General features: G+C 72.3%; 21 protein-coding genes. 5 read left to right on the top strand and 16 right to left on the bottom strand.

The window, feature by feature from the left end; all coding sequences use genetic code 11:
* Window positions 1-117: 117 nt before the first annotated feature.
* The gene (locus ACGFIB_RS29880; protein ID WP_142572363.1) at window positions 118-972 is read left to right on the top strand and encodes a PAC2 family protein; all 855 of its coding nucleotides are present in this window, start codon (window positions 118-120) and stop codon (window positions 970-972) included.
* An 88-nt stretch (window positions 973-1,060) separates the two neighbouring features.
* Here ACGFIB_RS29880 and ACGFIB_RS29875 read toward each other — a convergent pair whose 3' ends face one another.
* From ACGFIB_RS29875 to epsC, 8 genes are all read right to left on the bottom strand, one after another.
* The gene (locus ACGFIB_RS29875) at window positions 1,061-1,633 is read right to left on the bottom strand and encodes a TIGR03086 family metal-binding protein (protein ID WP_393376459.1); all 573 of its coding nucleotides are present in this window, start codon (window positions 1,631-1,633) and stop codon (window positions 1,061-1,063) included.
* The gene (locus ACGFIB_RS29870; RefSeq protein ID WP_142572365.1) at window positions 1,620-2,102 is read right to left on the bottom strand and encodes an SRPBCC family protein; all 483 of its coding nucleotides are present in this window, start codon (window positions 2,100-2,102) and stop codon (window positions 1,620-1,622) included. Before ACGFIB_RS29870 ends, ACGFIB_RS29875 begins: the two co-directional genes overlap by 14 nt.
* The gene (locus ACGFIB_RS29865) at window positions 2,035-2,433 is read right to left on the bottom strand and encodes an ArsR/SmtB family transcription factor (RefSeq protein ID WP_393376457.1); all 399 of its coding nucleotides are present in this window, start codon (window positions 2,431-2,433) and stop codon (window positions 2,035-2,037) included. Before ACGFIB_RS29865 ends, ACGFIB_RS29870 begins: the two co-directional genes overlap by 68 nt.
* 97 nt (window positions 2,434-2,530) lie before the next feature.
* Window positions 2,531-3,466, bottom strand: a complete 936-nt coding sequence (locus ACGFIB_RS29860; protein ID WP_191052884.1) for a PLP-dependent cysteine synthase family protein — start codon at window positions 3,464-3,466, stop codon at window positions 2,531-2,533.
* Window positions 3,463-4,140, bottom strand: a complete 678-nt coding sequence (locus ACGFIB_RS29855) for a TRM11 family SAM-dependent methyltransferase (protein WP_393376455.1) — start codon at window positions 4,138-4,140, stop codon at window positions 3,463-3,465. The genes ACGFIB_RS29860 and ACGFIB_RS29855 overlap by 4 nt, the downstream gene beginning before the upstream one ends.
* Window positions 4,140-5,444, bottom strand: coding sequence for an MFS transporter (locus ACGFIB_RS29850; protein ID WP_393376453.1), 1,305 nt, complete (start codon window positions 5,442-5,444; stop codon window positions 4,140-4,142). Before ACGFIB_RS29850 ends, ACGFIB_RS29855 begins: the two co-directional genes overlap by 1 nt.
* Complete coding sequence (locus ACGFIB_RS29845) at window positions 5,441-6,793, bottom strand: ATP-binding protein (RefSeq protein ID WP_393376451.1); 1,353 nt, start codon at window positions 6,791-6,793, stop codon at window positions 5,441-5,443. The genes ACGFIB_RS29850 and ACGFIB_RS29845 overlap by 4 nt, the downstream gene beginning before the upstream one ends.
* Window positions 6,790-8,808 (bottom strand): serine O-acetyltransferase EpsC, encoded by a 2,019-nt coding sequence (gene epsC / locus ACGFIB_RS29840; RefSeq protein ID WP_393376449.1) that lies wholly within the window; start codon window positions 8,806-8,808, stop codon window positions 6,790-6,792. Before epsC ends, ACGFIB_RS29845 begins: the two co-directional genes overlap by 4 nt.
* A 361-nt stretch (window positions 8,809-9,169) precedes the next feature.
* Here epsC and ACGFIB_RS29835 point away from each other — a divergent pair, with 361 nt between their 5' ends.
* The gene (locus ACGFIB_RS29835; RefSeq protein ID WP_357261528.1) at window positions 9,170-9,577 is read left to right on the top strand and encodes a plasmid mobilization protein; all 408 of its coding nucleotides are present in this window, start codon (window positions 9,170-9,172) and stop codon (window positions 9,575-9,577) included.
* Window positions 9,578-9,612: 35 nt separating this feature from the next.
* Here ACGFIB_RS29835 and ACGFIB_RS29830 read toward each other — a convergent pair whose 3' ends face one another.
* The 7 genes from ACGFIB_RS29830 to ACGFIB_RS29800 all read right to left on the bottom strand — a co-directional run bounded on the left by ACGFIB_RS29830 (window position 9,613) and on the right by ACGFIB_RS29800 (window position 19,477).
* On the bottom strand, window positions 9,613-10,362 hold the full coding sequence (locus ACGFIB_RS29830) for a sirohydrochlorin chelatase (RefSeq protein ID WP_357261531.1): 750 nt from the start codon (window positions 10,360-10,362) through the stop codon (window positions 9,613-9,615).
* Window positions 10,359-11,522 (bottom strand): uroporphyrinogen-III synthase, encoded by a 1,164-nt coding sequence (locus ACGFIB_RS29825; protein WP_142572369.1) that lies wholly within the window; start codon window positions 11,520-11,522, stop codon window positions 10,359-10,361. Before ACGFIB_RS29825 ends, ACGFIB_RS29830 begins: the two co-directional genes overlap by 4 nt.
* A complete protein-coding gene (gene nirD / locus ACGFIB_RS29820; RefSeq protein WP_357252095.1) occupies window positions 11,519-11,875 on the bottom strand; it encodes a nitrite reductase small subunit NirD in 357 nt (118 codons plus the stop codon). Before nirD ends, ACGFIB_RS29825 begins: the two co-directional genes overlap by 4 nt.
* Window positions 11,872-14,361, bottom strand: a complete 2,490-nt coding sequence (gene nirB, locus ACGFIB_RS29815; RefSeq protein ID WP_393376446.1) for a nitrite reductase large subunit NirB — start codon at window positions 14,359-14,361, stop codon at window positions 11,872-11,874. The genes nirD and nirB overlap by 4 nt, the downstream gene beginning before the upstream one ends.
* Entirely contained in the window at window positions 14,358-15,767 is a 1,410-nt protein-coding gene (locus ACGFIB_RS29810; RefSeq protein ID WP_357252092.1) for an FAD-dependent oxidoreductase, read from the bottom strand. Before ACGFIB_RS29810 ends, nirB begins: the two co-directional genes overlap by 4 nt.
* On the bottom strand, window positions 15,764-17,917 hold the full coding sequence (locus ACGFIB_RS29805) for a molybdopterin oxidoreductase family protein (RefSeq protein ID WP_393376444.1): 2,154 nt from the start codon (window positions 17,915-17,917) through the stop codon (window positions 15,764-15,766). The genes ACGFIB_RS29810 and ACGFIB_RS29805 overlap by 4 nt, the downstream gene beginning before the upstream one ends.
* 204 nt (window positions 17,918-18,121) lie before the next feature.
* Window positions 18,122-19,477: an MFS transporter gene (locus ACGFIB_RS29800; protein WP_393376443.1), complete on the bottom strand. Its 1,356-nt coding sequence runs from the start codon at window positions 19,475-19,477 to the stop codon at window positions 18,122-18,124.
* Window positions 19,478-19,945: 468 nt separating this feature from the next.
* On the opposite strand from ACGFIB_RS29800, the gene ACGFIB_RS29795 reads away from it, so the two are divergent.
* The gene (locus ACGFIB_RS29795; RefSeq protein ID WP_142572374.1) at window positions 19,946-20,761 is read left to right on the top strand and encodes a peptidoglycan recognition protein family protein; all 816 of its coding nucleotides are present in this window, start codon (window positions 19,946-19,948) and stop codon (window positions 20,759-20,761) included.
* A gap of 60 nt (window positions 20,762-20,821) precedes the next feature.
* On the opposite strand, the gene ACGFIB_RS29790 is transcribed toward ACGFIB_RS29795, so the two are convergent.
* Window positions 20,822-22,087 carry a nucleotide sugar dehydrogenase gene (locus tag ACGFIB_RS29790; RefSeq protein ID WP_142572375.1) on the bottom strand — a complete coding sequence of 422 codons (1,266 nt, stop codon included), beginning with the start codon at window positions 22,085-22,087 and terminating at the stop codon, window positions 20,822-20,824.
* Between the two features lie 571 nt (window positions 22,088-22,658).
* Between ACGFIB_RS29790 and ACGFIB_RS29785 the strand changes: the two genes are divergently transcribed.
* Window positions 22,659-23,642: a class I SAM-dependent methyltransferase gene (locus ACGFIB_RS29785; RefSeq protein WP_357261538.1), complete on the top strand. Its 984-nt coding sequence runs from the start codon at window positions 22,659-22,661 to the stop codon at window positions 23,640-23,642.
* Window positions 23,643-23,695: 53 nt separating this feature from the next.
* The gene (asnB, locus tag ACGFIB_RS29780) at window positions 23,696-25,612 is read left to right on the top strand and encodes an asparagine synthase (glutamine-hydrolyzing) (protein ID WP_393376440.1); all 1,917 of its coding nucleotides are present in this window, start codon (window positions 23,696-23,698) and stop codon (window positions 25,610-25,612) included.
* The last annotated feature ends 36 nt before the right edge of the window (window positions 25,613-25,648 follow it).

Genomic DNA, 25,648 nt, shown 5'->3' with positions numbered 1-25,648 from the left:
GCGCCGCAGGTCAGGGCAGCGCGACGGGCCGGTGCCCTGCGGAGGTGACGTACGGGGCCCCTCAGCGAATAGTCTTGGACTGAGCCATAGTGCACAAGGCCAGTGAGGAGGCGGCGCGTGATCGAGTTCGAAGGGCTCCCCGAGCTCGTCGACCCGGTGCTGATCGCCGCGTTCGAAGGATGGAACGACGCCGGCGAGGCGTCCAGCGGCGTGCTCGCGCACCTCGAGTCCGAGTGGAAGGCCACCCCGCTCGTCGAGCTGGACCCCGAGGACTACTACGACTTCCAGGTGACCCGGCCGGTGGTCGAGCTCGGCGACGGCGTGACCCGCTCCATCGTCTGGCCGACGACCCGGCTGCTGCTGGCCCGCCCGCCGGGCGCCAAGCGCGACGTGGTGCTGCTGCGCGGCATCGAGCCCAACATGCGGTGGCGGTCGTTCTGCGCCGAGATCGTCGGGCTCTGCCACGATCTCGGCATCGAGCTGGCCGTCCTGCTCGGCGCGCTGCTCAACGACTCCCCGCACACCCGGCCGGTGCCGATCACCGGCTCGGTCAGCGACCCCGGCATGGCCCGCGCGCTCAACCTGGAGCTGACCAAGTACGAGGGCCCCACGGGCATCGTGGGCGTGCTGCAGCACACCCTCGGCACCGCCGGAGTGCAGGCGGTGTCCCTGTGGGCGTCGGTCCCGCACTACGTCGCCCAGCCGCCCAACCCCAAGGCCACCCTGGCGCTGCTGCGCCGCATCGAGGACATGCTCGACATCCCGATGCCGTACGGCGACCTGGCCGAGGAGGCGCGGGCCTGGGAGCACGGCGTGGACGAGCTGGCGGCCCAGGACAGCGAGGTGGCCGAGTACGTGCGGGAGCTGGAGGAGCGCAAGGACGCCGCGGAGCTGCCCGAGGCCAGCGGCGACGCCATCGCGGCGGAGTTCGAGCGCTACCTGCGCCGCCGCGACCGCGGCACCGACCGCTGACCCCGCGAGACGGCGTCCCGGCCGGTGCCCGAGCCGGCCGGGACGGGTAGCGTCGCGATGGGCAGCGTCGGGCTGGGCGGCGTCGGGCTCACCGCCCCGGCCAGAACGGGTCCCGGCCGATGAGACCCAGCAGCCTGGCCTGGGCGTCGGCGCCGTCCGGCACCTCGACCCTGACCCCGAACTGGCCGGAGGAGCGGAGCACCCGCTCCATCGGCTCCATCTCGGCGAGGAGCCGAGCACAGAAGCCGGGGTCCAGCCGGTCGTCCTGGGCGGTGGCCCTGGCCAGATCCCAGGTGTGCATGAACACGTCAGCGGTGTAGAAGCGGTCGATCGCGGTCTCCAGCAGCAGGACGCCGACATGCGGGTTGCCGAGTTCCCGGTGCGCCGTCTCCGGATCGTCGAGCACCGCCTGCACACCGGCGCGGTGAACCTCCCACGCGGCGACCGGGTCCTCGTCCGCGGACGGCCCGCGAGGCAGTTCGACTCCGGCGCCGGAGGCGAGAAACCCGGGGAACCATTCGGTCAGGTGACGCACGACGTCACGGGCGGTCCAGCCGGCGACCGGGGATGGCGCGTCCCAGCACCGGGTGCCGCGGACCCGCTCGGCGAACAGCCCGGCGACCTGCCGGTGCCGCTCGTCCGGGCGGTCAGACAGCGCCATCGGCGAGCATCCGGTCCAGCTTCGCGTAACCCTCGTCGACACCGGTCTCCATACCGCTGCGCAGCCACGCGTCACGGCTTTCGAAGCTGTCGACCAGTGACTGCGCCCGCAGCCGCGTACGGCCGTCTCCCAGGTCCTCGAACCACAGCGTCTCCAGCGCGACACCGTCGGGATCGCCCTCGAACGTGAAGGTCTGCACGATCCGGTCCGGCCGGACCTCGTGGAAGCAGCCGTGGAACCCGTATTCCACGCCGTCGTGCACGGAGACGTACCGCCAGCTGCCGCCGGTGCGCGCGTCCCAGTGCTCGATCCGGCTGCTCGTGGCGTCGGGGCCCACCCACCGGACGAACAGCGCGGGGTCCGTGTGGGCGCGCAACAGCCGCTCCGGCGTCGCCGCGAAGTCACGCGTCATCCGGATGACCGGCAGACTCGGGTCGGCCTCGACGGACGTCTGCGTGTTCCTGTTCATGCTCGTCACTCTCCATCTCCTCCAGGACGGCGTCGAGCCGGCGGTAACCCTGCTCGACGCGGTCCCGGTGCCGCTCGATCCAGGTGTCCACGAGGTCGAGGGCCTCGACCTCCAGGCGTACCGGCCGGGGCTGCGGCCCTCGCGGCCGGCTAACGAGCCCGGCCTCCTCGAGCACCCGCAAGTGCTTGTAGACGGCCTGCAACGTCATCCGGTACGGCTCGGCCAGCCGGCTCACGGTCGCCTCGCCCTCCGAGAGCCGCGCGACCATGTCGCGCCGGGTCGGATCGGCGAGGGCCGCGAAGACCCGGGACAGCGCGTCCGTGGCCGACACCCCCTAAGTTTCAACCCGATGGTTGAAAGGATCGTATGCGGCGACTCCCTCAGCGTCAACCCTTCGGTTGAAAGCGCTGCTCATGCCGTACGCCTGGTCAGGCCGGCCACCAGCTGAGGTAGCGCTCACCGGTGTCGGGGAAGATCGTCACGACGGTCTGCCCCGACAGGTCCTCGCGGCGGGCCAGTTCGGCGCAGCCGTACGCCGCCGCGCCCGAGGAGACCCCGACCAGCAGCCCGGTCGTGGCCGCGATGAGCCGGGTCATGGCGGCCGCCTCGCCGTCCGGCACGGTGATCACGTCGTCGATGAGGGTGACGTCGGTGACGGGGCTGGTGAAGCCGCCGTTGAGGCCGGGGATCCGGTGCGGCCCCGGGGCGCCCCCCGACAGCAGGGGGGAGCCCTCCGGCTCCACCGCGACGACGCGCAGCCGGGGGTTGCGCTCGCGGAGGTAGCGGGCGGTGCCGGTGAGGGTGCCGCCGGTCCCGACTCCGCACACCAGCACGTCGACCTCGCCGCCGGTGCCGGCCCAGATCTCCGGCCCCGTGGTCGTGTAGTGGGCCATGACGTTGGCGGGATTCTCGTGCTGGCGGGCGTACCAGGACCCGGGGACGGCGGCGTGCAGCTCCCTCGCCCGGTCGACGCATCCCTGGAAGCCGAGGACGTGGTCGGTGAACTCGACCCGGGCGCCCAGCATGTGCAGGGTCAGCGTGCGCTCCCGCGACGCGTTGTCCGGCATCACGACGACGCACGGGTATCCCCGGCTGACGGCGAGCGCCGCCAGGGCGATTCCGGTGTTGCCCGACGTTGACTCGATCACGGTCGCGCCGGGGGTCAGGGCGCCGGACGCCTCGGCGTCCTCGATCATGCGCAGCGCCACCCGGTCCTTGATGCTCGACAGCGGGTTGGCCGCCTCCAGCTTGGCGAGCACGGTGGCGGCCGGGGGCAGGCCGTCGAGGGCGAGGCGGAGCAGGGGCGTGCCGCCGATGAGGTCGTCGATTCCGGTCGCTATCTCGCGGCCGATCAGAGGGATCATGCCTGCTCCTTCGCGGCCACCAGCAGGTATTCGTGCGAGCGGTTGGTCAGCATCGGGTCGTCGTCGCTCACCGGCCGGTCGTAGCAGTGGATCCGCTCGTCGCCGAGGGTCAGGTGCCGGCCGAGCACCCGGGCGACGTCCCAGGCCAGCGGCACGAACCTGCCCGCCAGGCGGCGGTTCTGCACGGCCAGCACCGCCCGCGCGCCGGGCCGCATGACCTTCGTCACCGCGGCGAAGGCCTCGTCGATCGCGCTCAGGTACGCGTCGTAGTCGCGCAGCGCGTAGAACTGGCCGTCCACGGAGGAGTCGGTGTCGAGGTTGGTGCCGAAATAGGGCAGGTCGGCCAGGACGAGGTCCACCGACTCCGGCGGCAGCGGCGGCGTGCGGGCGTCGGCGCACAGCATCGTCTGGCCGGGGTACGCCTCCAGGCGCTTGCGCGCCTGCTCCGCGCGCTCCGGCGAGACCTCCAGGCCGATCCCCTTCCGGGACTCGACCGCGCACGCCACCAGCGTGGTCCCCCAGCCGGCGAACGGGTCGAGCACGACGTCGCCCGGCCGGCTCATCTCGACGATCAGGGGCCGCAACTGGCTCACCCAGCCGCACTGGCCGGCGGCCTCCGGCAGCGCGTACGCCGGGTCCTCTCCCTGCAGAACGTGCCAACTCGATCTGCCCATCACTCCACACCAGCCTTCTGTGTCGCCGTCGCGGCGCGACGGTCTTCCGTATCTGTCTCTTCGTGGTCTTCCTGAGTCCGCGCGTGCACGGCCCGGGCGGGCAACCGTGGCTCAAGGCGGAGCATGGTGAGGGCCGAGCAGGACACGCCTGCCGCCAGCAGCAGCCACATGGAGACCGGCGACAGGCTCAGCAGCGCGGTCAGCACGGCCGGAGCCAGCGTGATCGGGATCGCCCAGGAGAACTGGTAGACCGCCATGTACCTGCCGCGGGTCTCCTCCGGGGCCGCGCTCGACACCAGCGCGGACAGCGGCGCGCCGTGCAGCATCTCCCCCACCGTGAACAGCGCCGTCGCCGCGAAGACCCCGGCCAGGGCGACCGGCCGTGCGGGGACCCCGGCCAGCAGGGCGAACGCCGCGAACGACACCGCGAACGTGGCGGCGCCCGCCGCGACCGTGCGGGTGCGCCGATACCGGATCAGCCGCCGCGTCACCGGAATCTGCAGCAGCGCGATGCCGACGGTGTTGACCGCGTACAGCACGCCGACCAGCGACGCGGGCACGTCCAGTTCCTGCGTGACATAGACGGGCAGCGCCACCGACAGCACCATGTAGCCGAAGGCGGTCGGCACGTTCTGCAGGGTCAGCGCGAGGAACGTGCGATCGCGCAGGACGAGCCGGTATCCCCCGCTCCGCCGGGCCGTACGGTCCTGCCCGCTGGTGCCAGGGCCGCCGGAAACAGCGCCGCCGGGGACGGGGATCGTACGGAGGATCAGTGCGGCGCCGGCGAACGCGGCGGCGCTGACCAGGACGATCACCCGGTAGGCGGCGTCGCTGCCCAGGCCGAGCGCGGCGCCCGCGACGAGGCCGCCCGCGCCGAGTCCGGCGTTGCGCAGGCTGCGCTGCGCGGCGAGGAGCCTGTCGCGGTCGGCGCCCCGCGCGATCGCGGCGACGAACGACTGGATCGACGGCGGGTAGGAGCCGTCGCCGAGCGCCACCAGCGCCACCGCGAGGAACATCGTGAGCGGCGAGTCCACCAGCGGGTAGGCGGCGAATCCCACGGCACGCACCAGGTAGCCGCCCACGACGACGGCCCGCGCGCCGAAGCGGTCGACGAGCACACCCGCGATCGGGTTGCCGACCAGGCTGAACAGCGCCGCCGCGGTCATGATGACGCCGACCCGCTCGATCGGCAGCCCGGTGACGTGGTGGAAGAACAGCAGGGACAGAGGCAGGTACATGCCGCTGCCGGTGGCGTCGACCACCATTCCGGCCATGTAGCGCGCCTGCGCCGAGGGGCGGGTCACGACGGCACCGCCCCGATCCGCACCTGCTCCTCCAGCCGCGCGCCGAGCGAGCGCAGCCTGCGCTCGCACTCCGCGCGGGAGGGCGCCGAGGCGATGGCCACGGTCAGGAAGTCGGCCGAGCCCGCGGCGGGCGGGACCACCTGGCCCGGCCTCGCGTAGAGCCAGAAGTGCTCCACCCAGGGCTCCGGCGGGACGTCGGGCAGCGCGTGGATGAATCCCGGCCGCTTCATCATCAGCACCTGGCCGGCCATCCGCGCCGGCTCCGGCCGCCGCCCCGGACGCACGGCCCGCTCCACGTCGGGCAGCGGGAGGCCGAGCTGGGCCCGGATGGAGCACTCGGCGAGGTTGACCCCGAACAGGGTGTGGAAGACCTCCCGGATCTTCCCGCCGCCGGACCGGCAGGCGATCTCGCACAGCACCAGCCGGTCGTCCGGCGTGTGGAAGATCTCCGCGTGGAAGGCGTGGTCGCGCAGCCGGCCGCCGGGCCGCCGCAGCGCCGCCAGCGTCCGCCCGGTCAGCTCCAGCAGGCGGCCGGTGAGCGGGTCGCCGGGGTCGAGCGCCAGGTCGACCCGGGAGCCGGAGTCGGTGCCGAACGACGCCAGCTCGTACTGGTACTGCGAGGGCCAGGCCAGCACGACCTCGCCGTTCACCACCAGCCCGTCGACGTGGCACATGCGGCCGGGCACGTACGCCTCCAGCAGCAGGTCGTCTCGCCGCCCGTCCCGGCGCGAGCCGTACGCCTCGGTGAGGAAGGCCGTCAGCGCGTCCCGGTCGCGCAGGATGCGCAGGCCGATCGAGTTGAAACCGGCCCTGTTCTTGACCACGAGAGGGAACCCGTGAACGTCGGCGAAGGCCTGCACGTCCGCCGCGGTCCGCGGCACGGCGTGCGGGGCGACCTCCACGCCGGCCCGCGCCGCGTGCTCCTTCATCAGGGCCTTGTCCCGGAACGGCAGCACGTCGGCGGCCCGCGCGCCGGGCAGCCCGAGCTCCTCGCGCAGGGCGGCCACGCGCAGGACGTCGGCCTCGTGCTCCCCGATCAGGTGCGTGGCGCCGTACTCGGCGGCGAGGCGCGCGACCCGGCCGGCCACCTCGTCGTCGTGGTCGAAGAGCTCCAGGTGCGTGTAGCCGAGGTTCCCCTCGGGGATCCGCTCGCCGAACGGCTCGAACCTGTCGCGGGCGGCCAGGATCACCACCGGGCCCTCGTGGTCGCGCAGCCAGCGGTCGTACGGGAACGGCTCCATCGGGTTGCGGTGCACGATGACGACGCTCGTGTCACCCCCTCGCCCGGCGGTTCCGGGTCGCGTGCGCGGCTCGCCGTGCTCATCGATGCGCTCGCTTCGCTCACTCATGCCGGCACCTCCGCCAGGGATCGGGCCTCGGCCGCGTACGCGAGCGAGGTCCGCCCGTCCTCGCCCACGATCCGGATCCGGATGGCGTCGTCGATGACCTCCGCGCCGCGGCGGATGGCCGCGTCCGTGTCGGGGCCGGTCACCGCGACCAGGCCGAGCCGGTCCCAGTTGTCGCGCAACGCGCGCACCGTGTCGCCGGGCTTGGCGGTGACGCGCACGTCGAGCACGTCGTCGCGGGCCGCGGCGTCGGCGACGCCCTCCACCGACTCGACCCGGCCCGGCTCGCCCACCAGGGAGCGGACGCTGGCCCCCGCGTGCGCCTCCGGCCGGTCCGGCAGCTCGGGGACCAGCCCGAAGGGCCAGCCCAGGGCGTACTCCACCAGGTCGATGCCGTACGCGCCGCGCACGAGCTCCGGGATCATGTCGCCGGCGACCCGGTTGTGACTCTCGATGACCACCGGGCCGTGCGGGCCGAGCCGCAGCTCGGTGTGCGTGACGCCGTCGCTGAGGCCGATCAGGTCGAGGAAGCGGCGCACGCTTGCGCTGATCCGCTCCCGGACCGGCTCGTCCAGCCGGGCGGGCACGGCGTGGCCGAGCTCCGCGAACCGGTCGGCGTGCACGAACTTCTCGGTGATCGCCACGACGACGTGGCGGCCCGCGAAGCTGAACGCCTCGACGCTGAACTCCGGTCCCTCGACGTACTCCTCCATGAGGAAGTCCTGCAGGAGGTACATGGTCGAGACCCGGTCGGTCCGGGTGCCGCGCAGCCCTTCCACCGTGGCCCAGACCGGCTCGGCGTCCTGCGGCCCCCCGATCCGGAACACGCCGATGCTCGCGGTCGCGTCGGTCGGCTTGACGATGAACGGGTAGCCGTGGACGGCTCCGAAGGAGTCCAGGTCCTCCCGCCGCAGGAGCGGCGCGGCGGCCACCGCGGAGGGGTCGAGCTCGGCGCCCGGAACCGACGCGAGGTGACGGCGCATGGCCAGTTTGTCGCGGAACCTCCTGGTGACCTCGTAGCCGGTGCCGTCCAGGCCGAACAGGTCGTTGATCCGTCCCGCGTTCTCCAGGCCGGGCTCGGTGATGGACAGCGCGACGCGGAAGCCCGGCTCCTGCCACAGCTCCCTCGCAACGGGCTCGACGGCCGCCCACTCGGTGTAGTCCAGAACGCGCAGGACGTCGGCGAGCTCCTCCTGCTCGGGGCTGACCTTGGTGGGGTGCTGGAGCAGCAGGACGGTCAGGCCCAGCTCCTTGGCCTTGCGCACGGTTTCGTCCGTGGCGCCGACTATCAGGACCGTGCTGTCCGGATTCATCGATCCATTCCTTTCTTCTGGAGGTCGCGGCAGGCCGGCTCGGGCCGTGCGGGAGACCGTGTGAGAGGCCGTCTGGGACACCGTGCGAGAGGCCGTGCGGGAGGCTGTGCCGGCGCGAGGCGGTGACACGGTTCCGGCGGGGGCGAGGACGCGTGCACCGGCGGGCACGTCGCCGAGGACGAGCGCCCGCGCCCCGATGACCGCGTCGTCGCCGACGCGCACCGGGCCGAGGACGGTCGCGCCGACGCCCAGCACCACGCGGGCTCCGATCACGGGGTGCCGCCGTTCCCCGTCCGCGCGCAGGTTGTCGCGCCACCAGCCGACCGCTCCCAGCGTCACCTGGTGGTAGATGGTCACGTCGTCGCCCACGACCGCGGTCTCCCCGATCACCACGGCCGCGCCGTGGTCGACGAAGACCCGGCGTCCGAGCACCGCACCCGGGTGGATCTCCACGCCGGTGACGGATCGCGCGAGGAGCATCAGCAGCCGGGCGGGCAGTCGCCGTCCGCGCCGGTGCAGCCGGTGGGCGACCCGGTGCAGCCACATCGCCGGGAGCACCGGGTGCAGCAACGCCTCCCTCCGGTCGCGTACGGACGGGTCCCGCTCGACGATCGTCCGCAGATCCTCGGCCAGGAGGCGCAGCAGTCTCTCCGGCCGTTCGCTTCCCGGGGGCGGCGGAGAAGACCTGAAATCGGCATGCGGCATCTTCGCCTCCTCACATTCACCTCGGCGAATAAACCATCAATGAAACCCGGATCGCTGGAATGGCAGACCGCCACTGGCCTGGAGACGCTCCACGGCCATTTCCGGGACAGTGAATTACGGACCCTTTTTTCTCGGTTATTGGGTAAGCGTGATGGCCGTGCAAGCACAGGTCAACCCCTACTCGGACGGCCTTCGACCGGTAATCGGCGGGCCGGCGACCCCGACCGGACAGGCGTCCTACCGAATTCTCCGAGCCCATGGAGGGAATGTCGCGGGCCGGCGCTGTCACAGAACGCGAAAACGCCGGCCGGCGAACAGACCGGCACGGCGGGAAAAAGAAGGCGATGGAGATCAATCGCGCATGGCACAATCCCTCTTCGTACGTGGATCAGGTTCACGTGATCCACGCGATGCCGACCGCGCTCAGGAGGAACGAGCCAGGACCGAGTACACCGGCCCCTGGCCTCCGGAGGACGTCGAGTTCGCCCTGGACGACGAGTCGGACGTCGACCTGGGCGCCGAGGAGATCTACGACAGGCGGGGGAATCGGATCGACGAGGTCTACGTCGAGGCCGCGGTCGCGCACGTGCGCCGGACGGTCGGCCGGCCCTCTCTCACGGCACCGGGCAGGCGCTCACCTCAGGTCACGTTCCGCCTGAGTCCGGAGGAGAAGGCGGCCGCCAGGGCACTCGCGGAACGGGAGGGCAAGACCGTGTCGCAACTGGCCAGGGAGGCGTTCGCCCAGTACCTCCGCGACCACGCGGCCTGATCCGGCGTTCGGAAGGCGCGAACGCGGTCTTCTGCTCAGGCCGGAGTGCCGGTGGCGAACGGCGCGCGGGCTGCAGCGGCGGGCGCGGCGGCAGCGGGCGCGGCGGCGGGCCGGGCGAGGGCCTCGTCGAAGCGGGCCCAGACGAGGGCGGCCAGGTCGTCGTCCACGCCGAGGGGCGCGCTGACCAGGTCCGCGCCGCTGCTCACCAGCCGGTCGTGGAAGAAGCCGGGCGCGAGCAGGTAGGAGGCGACGGCGACGCGCGGGGCGAGGCCGGCCCTGGTGCGATCGAGCGCCTCGGCGAGCGTGGGCGTCCCGGCCGAGGCGAAGGCGGCGGTGACGGGACGCGAGAGCCGTACGGACAGCAGCCGGGCGGCGGCGCGGACGTCGTCGAGCGCGGCGGGGTCGGACGAGCCGGCCGCGCCCAGGATCACTGCGTCGCAGGGCCGCAAGCCGGCCGCGGCCAGGCGGCGCGCCAGCACCGAGGTCAGCAGCCGGTGCGGCCCGAGCTGCCCGGCGACGACCGCGTCGGGCCGGGCGCGGGCGACCACGGCCGGCAGGTCGATGTGCGCGTGGTATCCCCCGGCGAGCAGCATGGGGACCACCACGACCGGCCCGGCCACCCGCGACAGCACGCCGGACAGCAGCGGCGCGCTGATCTCCAGGAACCCGAGCTCGACCGGCGCGCCGGGTCTGGCGCGGCGCACGCGGGCCGCCAGGGAGCCCATGACGGACTCCCAGTGGCCGCTGCGCGCCCCGTGCGCCGCCATCACCAGGGTCGGGGTCACCGCTCGTCCCGGCCGCAGGCGAGGCGGTAGCCGCGCTTGACCACGGTCTCGACGATGCCCGCGGGGCCGAGCGCCCGGCGCAGGCGGGTGATGGCCATCTCGACGGCGTGCTCGGCCGAGTCGCGGGAGGGGCCGCCGGGCAGCACGACCCGCAGGTCGGCCCGGTTCACGACGTGCCCGGGACGCTCGGCGAGCCGCTTGAGCACGGCCATCGGGGCGGGCGGCAGCGGCTTGAGCTCGCCGTCGACCACCACGGCGTGACCGCGGATCTCCAGCTCGTGCCCGCCCGCGACGAGCCGCGTGACGCTACTTTCCGGCAGGTGGCGGGCGAGGGTCCGGGCGAGTGCGCCGAGGCGGGCCCGGTCGGGCTGGACGGCCCGCACGCCGCGCTGGGTCAGCGGCCCGGCGGTGACCGGGCCCACGCAGGCCGCCACCACGCGGGTGTCGAACGCGGCGAGCAGCGCGTCCTCCAGCCCGTCGGCGCGGGCGGCGCCCAGCATGGCCAGCACGGCGGGCGCGCTGGTGAAGGCCACCGCGTCCACCGAGCCGGTGATCGCCTGGCTGATCAGGCGGCGCAGCGGCGAGGTGTCGCGGTAGGGCAGCCACCGGTAGACCGGCACCTCGATCACCTCGGCCCCCGCCTCCCGCAGCGACGCGACGAAACCGTCCAGCGGCTCGCCGTGCAGCTGCACGGCGATGCGGCGGCCGCGCAGGTCCTGCGCGAGCAGGTATTCCTTGACCTCCTCGCACGACTCCGTGGCCGGCGTCCAGAAGTCCACCAGGCCGGCCGCGCGGACGGCCCCGCGCGCCTTGGGGCCGCGGGCGAGCAGCCGCGCGCGGCCCAGGTGCGCGTTCAGGTCGGCGGACAGTCCCCAGCCCTCCGCCGCCGCCATCCACCCGCGGAACCCCACGCCCGTGGTGATGACCACCTCGTCGACGGGCGCCTCCAGGCAGGCCCGGGTCGCGGCGAGCAGCCCGGCGTCCTCCGCGAGCGGCACGATGCGGATCGCGGGCGCCCGCACGACCCGGGCGCCCCGCCGTTCGAGGAGCGCGGCCAGCTCCTCGCTGCGGCGGGTCGCCGTCACCCCGATCGTGAACCCGGCCAGCGCGTCCGGCGCCGTCTCCAGGCTCATCGGGGTCTCGTCCACCAGCGCGGTCATACCACGCTCACCTCCACCGTTCCGTCGGTGACCCGAACGGCGTAGGTCGGCACGGTCACGCCGGAGCCGTCCGCGCAGACGCCGGTCACCAGCGAGAACACCTGCTTGTGCATGGGCGAGGCCACGGTCGGCTCGCCGTTCCTGGTGCCGACGATGCCCCGGGACATCACCTGCGCCCCGCTGAACGGGTCGAGGTTGCCCAGGGCGTACAGGGCGCCGTCGAAGGTGCGGAAGACCGCCACCTGCCGGTCGTCGACGAGCACCGCCGCGCCCTGCTCGGGCAGCAGGTCGGTGTAGGGGCAGACCGGGATCCAATGGCCGGCCAGGGCCGGACTCGCGTCGAGGATGGTCATCTGCGGGTCACCTCCAGTGGGATCAGCATCGGCTTGATCTGGTCGCGCTCGGTCTCGAAGGAGATCGAAGGGTCGGGAACGCCGGGGGCGTTCACGAAGCTGACGAAGCGGCGCAGCTTGTCGGGGTCCTCGATGGTGGCGCGCCACTCGTCGACGTACGTGGACACATGCCGCTCCATCTGCGCGTCGAGTTCGGCGCAGATGCCGAGCGAGTCCTCCATGATCACCTCACGGAGGTAGTCGAGCCCGCCGTCCAGGTTCTCCAGCCACGCGGCGGTGCGCTGGAGCCGGTCGGCGGTGCGGATGTAGAACATCAGGAACCTGTCGATCGTCCTGACCAGGTCGTCGGTGGACAGGTCGGACCCGAGCAGGTCGGCGTGGCGCGGCTTGAAGCCGCCGTTGCCGCCCACGTAGAGGTTCCAGCCCTGCTCGGTGGCGATGATGCCGAAGTCCTTCGACCGGGCCTCGGCGCACTCCCGGGCGCAGCCGGACACGGCCGACTTCAGCTTGTGCGGCGAGCGCAGCCCCCGGTAGCGCAGCTCCAGGGCGATGGCCAGGCCCACCGAGTCCTGCACGCCGTACCGGCACCAGGTGGACCCGACGCAGGACTTCACCGTCCGCAGCGCCTTGCCGTAGGCGTGGCCGGACTCGAAACCGGCGTCGACGAGGCGGCGCCAGATGGCGGGCAGTTGCTCGACCCGGGCCCCGAGCAGGTCGATGCGCTGCGCCCCGGTGATCTTCGTGTAGAGCCCGAAGTCGCGGGCCACCTCGCCGATCACGATGAGCTTGTCCGGGGTGATCTCGCCGCCCGGGATGCGCGGGACGACCGAGTAGGTGCCGTTCTTCTGGATGTTGGCCAGGAACTGGTCGTTGGTGTCCTGCAGCGCGGCCTGCTCGCCGTCGAGGATGTGGCCGCGGCCCAGGGAGGCGAGGATCGAGGCGACCGCGGGCTTGCAGATGTCGCAGCCGCGGCCGGTCCCGTGCTCGGCGATGAGCTGGGAGAACGTCGTGATCCCCCGGACGTTGACGATGTCGAACAGCTCGGCCCTGCTGTGCGCGAAGTGCTCGCACAGCGCCTTGCCGACGTCGACCCCCGACTTCACCAGGATCTGCTTGAGCATCGGCACGCAGCTTCCGCACGTGGTGCCGGCCCGGGTGCAGTCCTTGATGCCCTGTACATCCGTCAGGCCCTTGTCGGCGATGGCCTCGCAGATCCTCCCCTTGGTGACGTTGTTGCAGGAGCAGACCTGGGCGTCGTCGGGCAGGTCGACCGACGCCTTGCCCGCGCCGGCGAACAGCAGGTCGCTCGGCGCGCCGGGCAGCGGCTTGCCGACGAACGGCCGCAGCGCGTTGTACGGCCCGGCGTCGCCGACGCAGATGCCGCCGAGCAGGGTCTTGGCGTCGTCGCTGATGAACAGCCGCTTGTAGACACCGCCCACCGGGTCCATGTAGGTGACGTCGAGCGCGCCCGACATCGCCCCGAACTGGGCCACCTCCACGCCCAGCAGTTTGAGCTTGGTGGACATGTCCGCGCCGGTGAAGGTGGCCGGGCCGTCCAGGATCCGCTCGGCGGCCACCTCCGCCTGGGTGTTGCAGGGCCCGACGAGGCCGTAGACCATGCCCGCGGCCAGGGCGCACTCGCCGATCGCGTAGATGCGCTCGTCGGAGGTGCGCATGCTCGCGTCGACGACGATGCCGCCGCGCTCGCCGACCTCCAGGCCGCAGGCGCGGGCGAGCTCGTCGCGCGGCCGGACGCCTGCGGAGAAGACCACGACCTGCGCGTCGATCGCCTCGCCGTCGGGCTTCACGAGCGACGTGACCCGGCCGTCCGGGCCGGCCTCGATCGACCCCACGCCCGCGCCGGTGTGGATCGTCAGCCCGAGCCCCTCGATGTGCCCGCGCAGCACCGAGCCGCCGCCCTCGTCCACCTGGCGCGGCATCAGCCAGCCGCTCATCTCGATGACGTGCGTGTCGAGGCCGAGCCCGCGCAGGGCGTCGGCCGCCTCCAGGCCGAGCAGGCCGCCGCCGATGACCACGCCCGCGCGGGCGTCCCGCGAGGCGTCCCTGATGGCGTCCAGGTCGTCGATCGTCCGGTAGACGAAGCAGCCCGGCAGGTCACGGCCCGGCACCGGCGGCACGAACGGCGCCGACCCGGTGGCCAGCACCAGCACGTCGTACGGCTCGCTGTCACCGGCGTCGGTGGTGACGGCGCGGTTGACGCGGTCGATCGCGGTGACGCGGACGCCGGTCCTGAGCGTGACCCCGCCGGGCACCGGATAGGTGAGGTCCTCGACGCTCTTGCCGCTGAGATAGGAGGTCAGCGCCACCCGGTCGTAGGCCGGGCGGGGCTCCTCTCCGAAAACGGTGACCGTCCCGTCGAAGCCCCGGGCGTCGAGCGTCTCGATCAGGCGGTGTGCCGTCGGGCCGTGTCCTACGACGACGAGTCTCATGCGCGTACGGTCCTCCATGCGCTCACGGTCCTTCATGCGCTGACGCCCTCCTGCTCACACAGCCAGCCGACGATGCCCTCGACCGCGTCGCGGCAGCTGCCGCAGCCGGTGGTGGCCCTCGTCGCGGCGGCCACAGCCTCCACGTTCCGCGCGCCGGATTCCCAGCACGCCCTGATCTGGCCCTTCGTCACGTTGTTGCACTGGCAGACCCGGGCCGAGTCCGGCATCCGGGTGGGGCTGTCGGCGACCGCCGCGCCGCCCACGCCCGCGAGATCGGGGAACAGCAGCCCGGTGCGGTCGCCGGGCAGCGGACCTCCCCGGTCGAACAGCTGGGTCAGCGTGCCCACCGCGGAGGTCTCGCCCAGGAGGATCGCGCCGACCAGCCGGCCCTCGCGGATGACGAGCTTGCGGTAGGTGCCCGTGTGCCGGTGGGAGAAGCGGACGATCTCCGCCTCGTCCTCCGTCAGCTGGGTCTCCCCCATCGCCGCGAGCTCCACGCTCCTGGCCTTCAGCCGGGTGACCAGCCGCGAGCCCCGGTAGCGCGCGCCCTTGTCGGCTCCGGTGACGAGGTCGGCCACAACCGACGCCTGCTCCCAGCCGGGGGCGACCAGCCCGTAGACGCGGCCCGCGTGCTGGGCGCACTCCCCGATCGCGAAGATCGACGGGTCGTCGGTGCGCATCTCGTCGTCCACGACGACGCCGCGCTCGACCTCCAGCCCCGCGTCGCGGGCCAGCCCGACGACCGGGCGCACGCCGCAGGCCAGCACGACCAGGTCGGCGTCGATCAGCTCGCCGCCGGCCAGTTCGACGTGCCGCTCGCGGATCGCGCTCACGGTGACGCCCGTGCGGATGGCGACGCCGAGCGCGCCGAGCGTCTCGCGGAGGATGAGCCCGGCCTCCTCGTCGAGCTGGCGATCCATCAGGTGCCCGGCCAGGTGCAGCAGCGTCACCGGGACGCCACGGCCGGCCAGGCCCCGCGCGGCCTCGATGCCGAGCAGGCCGCCGCCGACCACGACCGCGCTGCGCGCGCTCGTGGCGGCCTCCCTGATCCGCTCGCAGTCGTCCAGCGTGCGGAACGCCGTCGCCCGCTCCACGCCGGGGATCGGCGGGACGACCGGCTCGCTGCCGGTGGCGAGCACGAGCACGTCGTACGGCTCGCGCGTCCCGTCGGCGGCGACCACCGTCTGGCAGTCCCGGTCGATGGCGATGACCGGGACGCCGAGGCGGGCGGTCACGCCGTGGTCGGCGTACCAGCGGGGGTCGAGCAACCGGACCTGGTCCGGGCTCGACGTGCCGGCCACCACGTTCGACAGCAGGACCCGGTTGTACGGCTGCCACGCCTCGGCGCCGAACGCCGTGATCTTCACGTCCTTGTCCCGGGCGCGGACCTCGCTCACCACACGCGAGCCCGCCATCCCGTTCCCCACCACGACAAGCCTCACGCGACACGCTCCCCGTCTTCGGCGCACCGCTCGATGGCGGCGGCGCAGACCTTGAACTCCGGCATCCGCGACGTCGGGTCGAGCGCCGGGTTGGTGAGCAGGTTGACGCCCTCCCAGTGGAACGGCATGAACAGGGTGTCCGGCCGGATCGAGGTGCTCACCCGGGCCACGCCCTCGGCGGCGCCCCGGCGGCTGCGCACCCGGACGCGGTCGCCGGGGGCGACGCCCAGCCGCTCGGCGAGGTCCGGGTGCAGCTCCACGAACACCTCGGGCGACGCCTGCGTGAGCGGGCGGATGCGGCGCGTCTGCGCCCCCGACTGGTAGTGGGCGAGCACCCGCCCCGACGTCAGGTAGAGCGGGAACTCCTCGTCCACGTCCTCGGCGGGCGGGCGGTGGTCCACCGGCACCAGCCGGGCCCGGCCGTCCGGCGTCGCGAAGCGGTCCAGGAAAGGCCGCGGGGTTCCGGGGTGCGGGTCGTCCCCGGCGCCGTCGTTCCCAGTGCCGGGGCACGGCCAGAACACGCCGGTCTCGGCCGCGATGCGCTCGTAGGTGATGTCGGAGTAGTCGGCGACTCCCCCGGCGGAGGCCCGGCGCAGCTCGTCGAAGACCGTGCGCGGGTCGGCGGGGAACTTCTCCGCGCAGCCGAGCCGCTCGGCGAGGCCCCGCAGGATCTCCAGGTCGCTGCGCGCGCCCGGCGGCGGCGCGGCGGCCTGGCGGCGCAGCAGGACCCGGCCCTCCAGGTTCGTCATCGTGCCCGCCTCCTCGGCCCACTGGGTCGTGGGGAGCACGACGTCGGCCATGGCCGCGGTCTCCGACAGCACGAAGTCGGCGACCACGAGCAGGTCGAGCGCGTCCAGCCGCCGGGTGACGTGCCCGGCGCGCGGCGCGGAGACGACGGGGTTGGAGCCGAACAGCAGCAGCGCCTTCGGCCCCTCCGGCGTGCCGAGTGCGTCCAGCAGCTCGTACGCGGACCGGCCGGGGCCGGGCAGGTCGGCGGGGTCGATCCCCCACACGGCCGCGACGTGCGCCCGCGCCGCGGGGTCGTCGATCTTGCGGTAGCCGGGGAGCTGGTCGGCCTTCTGACCGTGCTCCCTGCCGCCCTGACCGTTGCCCTGGCCCGTCACGCAGCCGTAGCCGGAGCCCTCACGGCCGGGCAGCCCGAGGGTGAGCGCCAGGTTGACGAACGCGGTGACCGTGTCGGTGCCCTTGGCGTGCTGCTCGGCCCCCCGGCCGGTCAGCACCATCGCGCGCTCCGCCTCGCCGAGGATCCGCACGGCCTCGCGCATCCGCGCGACCGGGACGCCGGTGACGCGCTCCACCCGCTCGGGCCACCAGGCCGACACGGACGTGCGCACGTCTTCGAAGCCGGTCGTGCGGGCGGCCAGATAGTCCGCGTCGGCGTACCCCTCGGCGATCGCGATGTGCAGCAGGCCGAGCGCCAGCGCGAGGTCGGTGCCGGGGGTGACCTGCAGGTGCAGGTCGGCCATCTTGGCGGTTTGCGTGAGGCGCGGATCGACGACGACGAGCCGGCCGCCCCCGGACCGCATCGCGGTCAGGTGGCGCACGAAAGGGGGCATGGTCTCGGCGACGTTGCCCCCGGCGAACAGGACGGCCCCGGCGCGGGCGATGTCGGTGATGGGGAACGGCAGCCCCCGGTCCATCCCGAAGGCCCGGTTGACCGCGGCCGCCGCCGAGGACATGCAGAACCTGCCGTTGTAGTCGATCTGGCTGGTCCGCAGCGCGACCCGGGCGAACTTGCCGAGCTGGTAGGCCTTCTCGTTGGTCAGCCCGCCCCCGCCGAACACCGCCACGGCGTCCGGGCCGTGCGCGGCCCTGATGGCCCCGATCCGGGTGGCGACGTAGTCGAGCGCCTCGTCCCAGCTCACCGGGCTGCCGTGCAGCAGCGGGGTGGTGAGCCGCTCGGGCGAGGTCAGCAGCTCGGCCGCCGTCCAGCCCTTCTGGCACAGGCCGCCGGCGTTGGCCGGGATGTCCTCCCGCGGGGTGATCTCGCCCTTCGCGACGTACATGCCGCACTGGAGCGCGCAGTACGGGCAGTGCGTGGCCGACCCCACGGCCGTGTCCGTGTGCACCACAGTGCCCGCGGCGGCCTGTGAAATCACAGGGCCGGGAGCGTGCGGTGAGATCGGCATGGATCCGATGGTGCTGACAGGCGGTTTCACCGCTGGGTCCCTTCTGTTACCGCTGTGCTACAAGGCGCCAACCGCGCTAACTTCCGCGAGCGCGGCGTGTGAGAGACCCCGTCGTCTCGAAAGCTCACTTGTGCTGTCGCCGCTTGTGAGGCATGAGCCCGGAAAAGGCGGGCGCCGCGCGGGCGCCCGCGGAGAATCCGCCTCTCAGACCCGGGCGGCCGCCAGGCTCGGCGCCGCCTTCGCTCCGAGGGTGCGCATGTAGCAGAACCAGGTGAGCGTGAAGCAGAGGGCGTAGAAGGCGGCGAAGGACGCCAGCGCCGCCCCCGCGCCGCCGGTGGCGGCGATCGAGCTGCCGAACCCGCGGTTGATGAAGAACCCGCCGAAGGCGCCCACCGCGGAGATGAACCCGATGGCCGCCGAGGCGTCGCGCTTGCCGGTCGCCAGCGCCTCCTCGTACGCGGGGGTGCCGGGCTCGACGCCGACCACCGCCTTCGCCCGGAAGATCGCCGGGATCATCCGGTACGTGGAGCCGTTGCCGACGCCCGCGGTGCCGATCAGCAGCATGAACGCGGCGAAGAACAGCACGAAGTCGTGGGCCGACATGGCCCGCCAGACGAGCAGGACCGAGGCGATCATCGCGGCGAAGTTCCAGAACGTCACCGAGGCGCCGCCGAGACGGTCCGACAGCCAGCCGCCCACCGGCCGGATGAGCGACCCGACCAGCGGCCCGAGGAAGGCCAGCGAGGTGAGCGAGGCGTGCTCGGGGAACTGCGACTTGATGAGCAGCGGGAACGCGGTCGAGTAGCCGATGAACGAGCCGAAGGTGCCGATGTAGAGAACCGACATGATCCAGGTCTGCGCCCGGCCGGCCGCCTTGGCCATCTCCCTCGGCTCGGCCCTGGCCGAGGTGAGGTTGTCCATGCAGAAGTACGCCCCGGCGGCGGCGGCCAGGACGAGGGGCACCCAGAACAACCCGGCCGCGGCCAGTCCGAACCCGGCGATGACCAGCGGCATCAGCAACTGCACGGAGCTGACGCCGATGTTGCCGCCGGCCGCGTTCAGGCCGAGGGCGGCGCCCTGCCTGTTCTGGGGGTAGAAGTGGGTGATGTTGGCCATGCTGGAGGCGAAGTTGCCGCCGCCGAGCCCGGCCGTCGCCGCGATCGCCAGGAAGGCCCAGTAGGGCGTGCCCGGGTCGTTCACCGCCACCGCGAGCAGGACGGCGGGCACCAGCAGCAGCGTCGCGCTGACCACCGTCCAGTTCCGGCCGCCGAAACGGGCGGGCGCGAAGGTGTAGGGGATGCGCAGCGCCGAGCCCACGAGGTTGGGCAGCGAGACGATCCAGAACAACTGGTCGGTGGAGAACCTGTAGCCGCCGAGTTTGACCGCGACGATGCTCCAGACGGTCCACAGCGTGAAGCCCAGGTGCTCGGCCAGGATCGAGAACACCAGGTTCCGCCGGGCCACCTTCTTGCCGGTGCTCTCCCAGAAGACGGGGTCGTCCGGTCGCCAGTCACCGATCCAGCGGCCCTTCTCCGGTGCCGCCGCCTGCGTCGCCGCCATCGCTCCTCCTGCGTCCTCATCAACTGGGCCGGTAACAGAAGCTAGGAAGAGCGCGTTACGCACTTTGACCATGGGTGACCGTGCGGCCGTTACATGTGCCGCACCCACGAAACATGCAATCCACAGGCATAACGGACGCAACATCGGGTTAACACGGCCCCGCTCGTCAGGCGGTCCGCGTTTCATCCACGTGTCGTCCTGCGCGCCGTCCCCGGCCGGCCGCAGTCACGCAAGGTCAGCAGCCTCACCGCGACCCGTACGCGAGGTATTTCGCGACATTTCCGCGATCGCGCTAGTGCCATTCTTTGACCGGACTACGGCATTTTCCGCTGCGGCATGGCGCGGACATTTCGGTTGACATGTGACCGGTTTTCGCTCGCAGGAATATCCGCGGCGGGGAGAGGGGATATCGATGCCGCCTCCCGCCAGACGAGGACCCCCGAGGGTCCGCGCACTCGGGGAGGACGGATGCCAGCGGTCTCGCGCCGCGCGTTTCTTTCGACGGGGCTCCTCTGGTCGGTGAGCCTGCCCGCCGCGGTGCTGACCGCGCAGGGCGGGCTCGTCGCGGCGGCCACGCCCGTCTGGGCCGGGAACCGCCCGCGTCGGCCGCGCGTGTACACCCGGTCGGACTGGAAGGCCGATCCGCCCAGGAGCAAGGCCGAGGTGCTCGACCACGCGCCCGACCGGCTCGTCGTCCACCACACGGCGACGGCGAACACGGACGCGACCGACCTCGATGCGGCCTTCCGGCTGTCGCGGACGATCCAGCGCTACCACATGAAGCACAACGGCTGGGAGGACATCGGCGAGCAGTTCACCGTCAGCCGGGGCGGATACGTCATGGAAGGCCGCAACCGCTCGCTGCCGGCCGTCGAGGCGGGCAAGCACGTGATGGGGGCGCAGGTCGCCGACCACAACGACCACACGCTGGGCGTCGAGACCGAGGGGACGTACACGTCCAGCCTGCCTCCGGCCCGCCAGCTGTCCGCGCTGACCGCCCTGCTGGCCTGGCTGTGCGACACCTACGCGCTCGACCCGCACGAGGCGATCATCGGCCACCGTGACCTCAACAGGACCGCCTGCCCGGGCGACCGCCTCTACGCGTACCTGCCGCGGTTGCGGGACGACGTCGCCGGCCGCCTGGGCGGGCGCGGGTCCGGGCGGGCCGAGCCCCCGCCGCCGCGGCTCGCCCTGCCCGGCGGTGCGTACGAGGGGGCCGCTCTCGTCGGCGACCTGCCGCTGGAGCACGGTCCCGCCGTGGGCCCGCACGAGCTGAACCGATGAGACGGGCCCGCTGAAAACGGGCGGCCCCCCGTGGGGAGCCGCCCGTGCCGTCCGATCGGGTCAGAGCCGCTCGACGTCGTCGCCGCGGCAGCGGTTGCGCGTGTCGAAGACGAAGGTCGCGGCGCGCTGGACCAGTTCGTAGTCGAAGCAGTCGTGGTCGGTGAGGACCACGACCGCGTCCGCCGCGGCCAGCTCGGCGCCGGTCAGGTCGGTCAGCTCCACTTCCAGCCCGGCCGGCAGCTGTGCGAGATCGACGTGCGGATCGACGGCCCGCACCCGCGCCCCGAGCTTGACCAGGGCCCGGGCCACCTCGATCGACGGCGACTCGCGGCAGTCGCCCGCGTTCTTCTTGTAGGCGAGCCCGAGCACCAGCACCCGGCTCCCCTTGACCGGCTTGCACCGCTGGTTCAGCGCGAGGGCCAGCCTGCGCACCACGTGCTCCGGCATGTGGTCGTTGATGTCGTTGGCCAGCGCGACGAACCGGAAATCGTGCCCGAGGCTGCGCTTTACCTTCCAGGACAGGTACGACGGGTCGATCGGCAGGCAGTGCCCGCCGACGCCGGGCCCGGGAGTGAAGCGCATGTAGCCGAACGGCTTGGTCGAGGCGGCGTCGACGGCCTCCCACACGTCGATCCCGAGCTGCCGGGCGAAGATCGACAGCTCGTTCACCAGCGCGATGTTGACGTGCCTGAACGTGTTCTCCAGCAGCTTGCACAGCTCGGCCACCTGGGTGGACGACACCGGGACGACCCGCTCGACGACGGCGCCGTAGAAGGCCTCGACCCGGGCACGGGAGGCCTCGTCGAGACCCGACACGACCTTCGGGGTGTTGTCCAGCCGCCACTGGCTGTTGCCGGGGTCGATCCGTTCGGGGCTGTAGCCGAGGAAGAAGTCCCCGGGAGCCCGCAGCCCCGAGCCCTCCTCCAGGATCGGGCGGAGGAACTCGTCGGTGGTTCCGGGATAGGTGGTCGACTCCAGCACCACCGTGGCGCCGTGCCGTACGAATGGGGCGATGGACCTGCCGGCCGAGGCGATGTGACGGAGGTCGGGGGCCCCTTCGTGCAGCGGTGTCGGCACCGTGATGACGCAGACGTCGAAGCCTTCCGCCGCGGCGTAGTCGGTGGTGGCCAGATACCTGCCCGACCGCCCGGCCTCGGCCAGAGCCTCGTCGGAGACGTCCTCCACATAGCTCTCGGCCGCGTCGAGGCGTTTCACCCGCCACTCGTCCAGGTCGATTCCCACTACGTCGAACCCGGATTCGACCGCACGCATGGCAAGTGGCAGGCCGACGTATCCCTGGCCGATCACGACCAATTTCTCTCCCATTACAGGGCCCCCGTCACTTCGCATCGACATCCCTGCCGACTGTAGAAGTCCGGGGATGGCCGGACGCCGATTCGGCGACGGCTCCGGCGTGTCGCCCGAGGCGTACGACGCCGGGTGAATCGGCGCCGGCGCATTCCACGAGCGCGCATCGGACGCGCGTAAAACCCTGGCAAGGAGACCGCCGCGCGCGAACGTCGGTCCCCCGCACCGCCGGGCACGCGGCGAGACTGACACCGGTGGGGCGACGCGGCATCGACACGTCCGGCCGGAACACGCATCCACCAGGGGAAAGGCCGGCGCGGCCGGGTTCCGCGGGTCCTTTCCGGACGACCGCACCGGCACGTTCGATCACGGCGCAGGGAGAGGACTGCTCAAGGCGACGACACACCCTCGCACAGCCGGGCAGATTCGCTCCGCGATAAGCGCCGTGCCAGAGGAGCTCATTCCCAAGTGCTTTCAGGAAACACCCGGGAACGCGCCGTCCGTGACCGGATCACCCAACGCGAATTTCATATCCGTGCTGAGGCGGCGGCGTTGCCGGCGTCCTTCTTCTCGTAGGCAGGCGACTCGAATGGCTCTTTCGAATGACACCCATGACGACGTGGGCGCCGAGATCCGATGGTGGCCGGAACTGCGTTGCCCGCGCTGCCGCGGCGCCCTCCGGGCCGAAGGCGGCCTGCGTTGCGGCGCCTGCCCCGCGACCTATCCCGTCGACCGCGGCGTCCCGCGCTTCGTGCCGCAGGACAACTACGCGGAGGGCTTCGGATACCAATGGAACCGGCACCGGCTGACCCAGCTCGACTCGCACTCCGGTCTGCCGATCTCCCGCGACCGGTTGTTCCGGGCCAGCCGCTGGTCGGCGGGCGAGCTTCGCGGGCGGCGGGTGCTCGAATGCGGCAGCGGCGCCGGGCGGTTCACCGAGGTGCTGTGTGAGACGGGCGCCGAGGTCACCTCCTTCGACATTTCGAGCGCCGTCCACGCCAACGCCGCCTCCAACAGGCGCTTTCCCAACCTGCGGCTGGTCCAGGCGAGCATCTACGAGATGCCCTTCCCCGAGGAGTCCTTCGACTACCTGATCTGCTTCGGCGTCATTCAGCACACTCCTGACGTCGAGCGGACGTTCAAGACGTTGTTCCGCTACCTGCGCCCCGGTGGCCGGTTCTGCGTGGACGTGTACGCCGCCATGGTCGCGTACACGCACCCGCGGCACCTGCTCAGGCCGATCACCAGGCGGATCCCCCCGGCCAGGCTCTACTCCGCGGTGGACAAGGCCGTCCCGTGCCTGTTGCCGCTGTCCAATGCGCTCCATTCGGTGCCGAAGGCGGGACCGTACCTGGCCCGGCTGGTGCCCGTCGCCAACCTCCGCTACCTGAACCTGAAGGACCGGCGGATGCTGCGGACCTGGTCCGTGCTGGACACCTTCGACTGGCTCTCACCGCGGTACGAAAGCCCCCAGCCGCGCCGCCGCCTGGAGCGGTGGACGAGGGAACTCGGCCTGAGCGAGGTCTCCATCGAGCGCCACCGCGGGCTGTACGTCGTGCGGGGAGTGAAGTAGCCGCCGGGCACCCGCGGCGTCCGAACCCTTTCAAGCCAGCAACTGGAGAATCGATGTGCGGGATAGCCGGAACGGCGTCCACCCTGACTCCCGACCCCGACCTGGTCCGCCGCATGTGCGATGTGATCGTCCACCGTGGCCCCGACGGCGCCGGATACCACCATGACCAGCACGCCTCACTCGGCATGCGCCGCCTGGCCGTCATCGACGTCGCCACGGGCGACCAGCCCGTCCGCAACGAGGACGACACCGTCGTCGCCGTCTTCAACGGCGAGATCTACAACTACCCGGAGCTGCGCCGCGAGCTCGCCGCCAAAGGACACCGGTTCCGTGGACAGGGCGACTCGGAGACCCTCGCCCACCTCTACGAGGAACACGGCGACGACCTCGTCCACCGGCTTCGCGGCATGTTCGCCTTCGCCATCTGGGACCGCGCCCGCCAGCGCCTCCTGCTGGCCAGGGACCGCGTGGGCAAGAAACCGCTTTACTGGCGCGCCGACGGCACCGCCATCCACTTCGCGTCGGAGCTCAAGTCCCTCGCCCAGGATCCCGGCATGTCCCGCGACATCGATCTCGACGCGCTGCACCACTACCTGACCTACCTGTACGTCCCCGCTCCCCTGTCGATCTACGAGGGGGTGCGCAAGCTGCCCCCTGCGCACCTGCTGGTCTGGGAGGACGGCGAGGTCACCGTCCGGCGTTACTGGCAGCCGGACCGGACCGTACGCGGGCCGGTGGACGAGCGGGAGGCCGAGGAGCGGACCCGGGAACTCCTGCTGGAGGCGACGAGGATCCGGATGGTCAGCGACCGGCCCGTCGGCGCGTTCCTCTCCGGCGGCATCGACTCCTCCGCCGTCGTCGCGGCGATGGCGATGCAGAGCTCCGAACGGGTGAAGACGTTCAGCATCGGCTTCGAGGACAGCCGCTACGACGAGCGGAGCAAGGCCCGCATGGTCGCCGAGCGCTACGGCACCGACCACCACGAGATGGTGGTCGGCGCTGGCGTGCTCGACATCCTGCCGCGCCTCGCCTGGCACTTCGACGAGCCCTTCGCCGACTCCTCGGCGATCCCCAGCTTCTACGTCGCCCAGCTCAGCCGCAGGCACGTCACCGTCGCGCTCAACGGCGACGGCGGCGACGAGTGCTTCGGCGGCTACCAGCGGTACGCCCTGGTGAACCAGGCCGGACGGATCCCGCCGCTGCCCCGTCACCTGGCGGCGATGTCCGCGCGGGTCGGCGACCTCATCACCCGGCGGAGCGGCTTCCGCTCCCTCCCCCGGCGGATCGGCCGGCTGATGCAGTTCGCCGCCGAGCCGCCGTCGCGCCGCTACGCCACCTTGATGTCCTGTTTCAAATCGGAGCAGAAGACCGAGCTCTACTGCGACCCGCTGCGCGAGCGCCTGGCCGGGACGGACAGCCGCCTGCTGCTGGAGAAGATCTTCCGCGGCTCGTCCGCGAGCACCGATCTCGGCCGGATCCTCGATGTGGATCTCATGAGCTACCTGCCGGGCGACCTACTGGTCAAGGTCGACATCTCGACGATGGCCAACTCGCTGGAGGCGAGGTCGCCCTTCCTGGACCATCACCTCCTGGAGTGGGCGGCGACGCTTCCCACCGGCCTGCTCGTCCGCGGCGGTCGCACCAAGATGCTGCTCAAGCGCGCGGTCGCCCCGTGGCTGCCGGCCGAGCTTCTGCACCTGCCCAAGCAGGGATTCGGCGTGCCGCTCGCCGCGTGGCTCCGCGGCGAGCTGCGCGACCTCGCCCACGACGCGCTGACCGACGACACCGCGCGGGGCAGGGGGCTGTTCCGGCCGGAGGTCGTCAGCCGCCTGCTCCGCCAGCACGCGGCCGGCGCGGACCACAGCGCCCGCCTGTGGGCGCTGCTCCAGTTCGAGTTGTGGCACCGCGCGCACGCCGCGCCGCGCGAGCTCGTCGGCGCGGAGGCCCACTGCCCTCGGCCGGGTGCGTGAAGCCCGGCCCCGGCGTGGAGACGAGAGCAAGGGAGA

This window comes from Microbispora bryophytorum, assembly GCF_043197435.1.
Taxonomy (GTDB): domain Bacteria; phylum Actinomycetota; class Actinomycetes; order Streptosporangiales; family Streptosporangiaceae; genus Microbispora; species Microbispora bryophytorum.
This window is presented reverse-complemented; position numbering and strand designations above follow the sequence as displayed.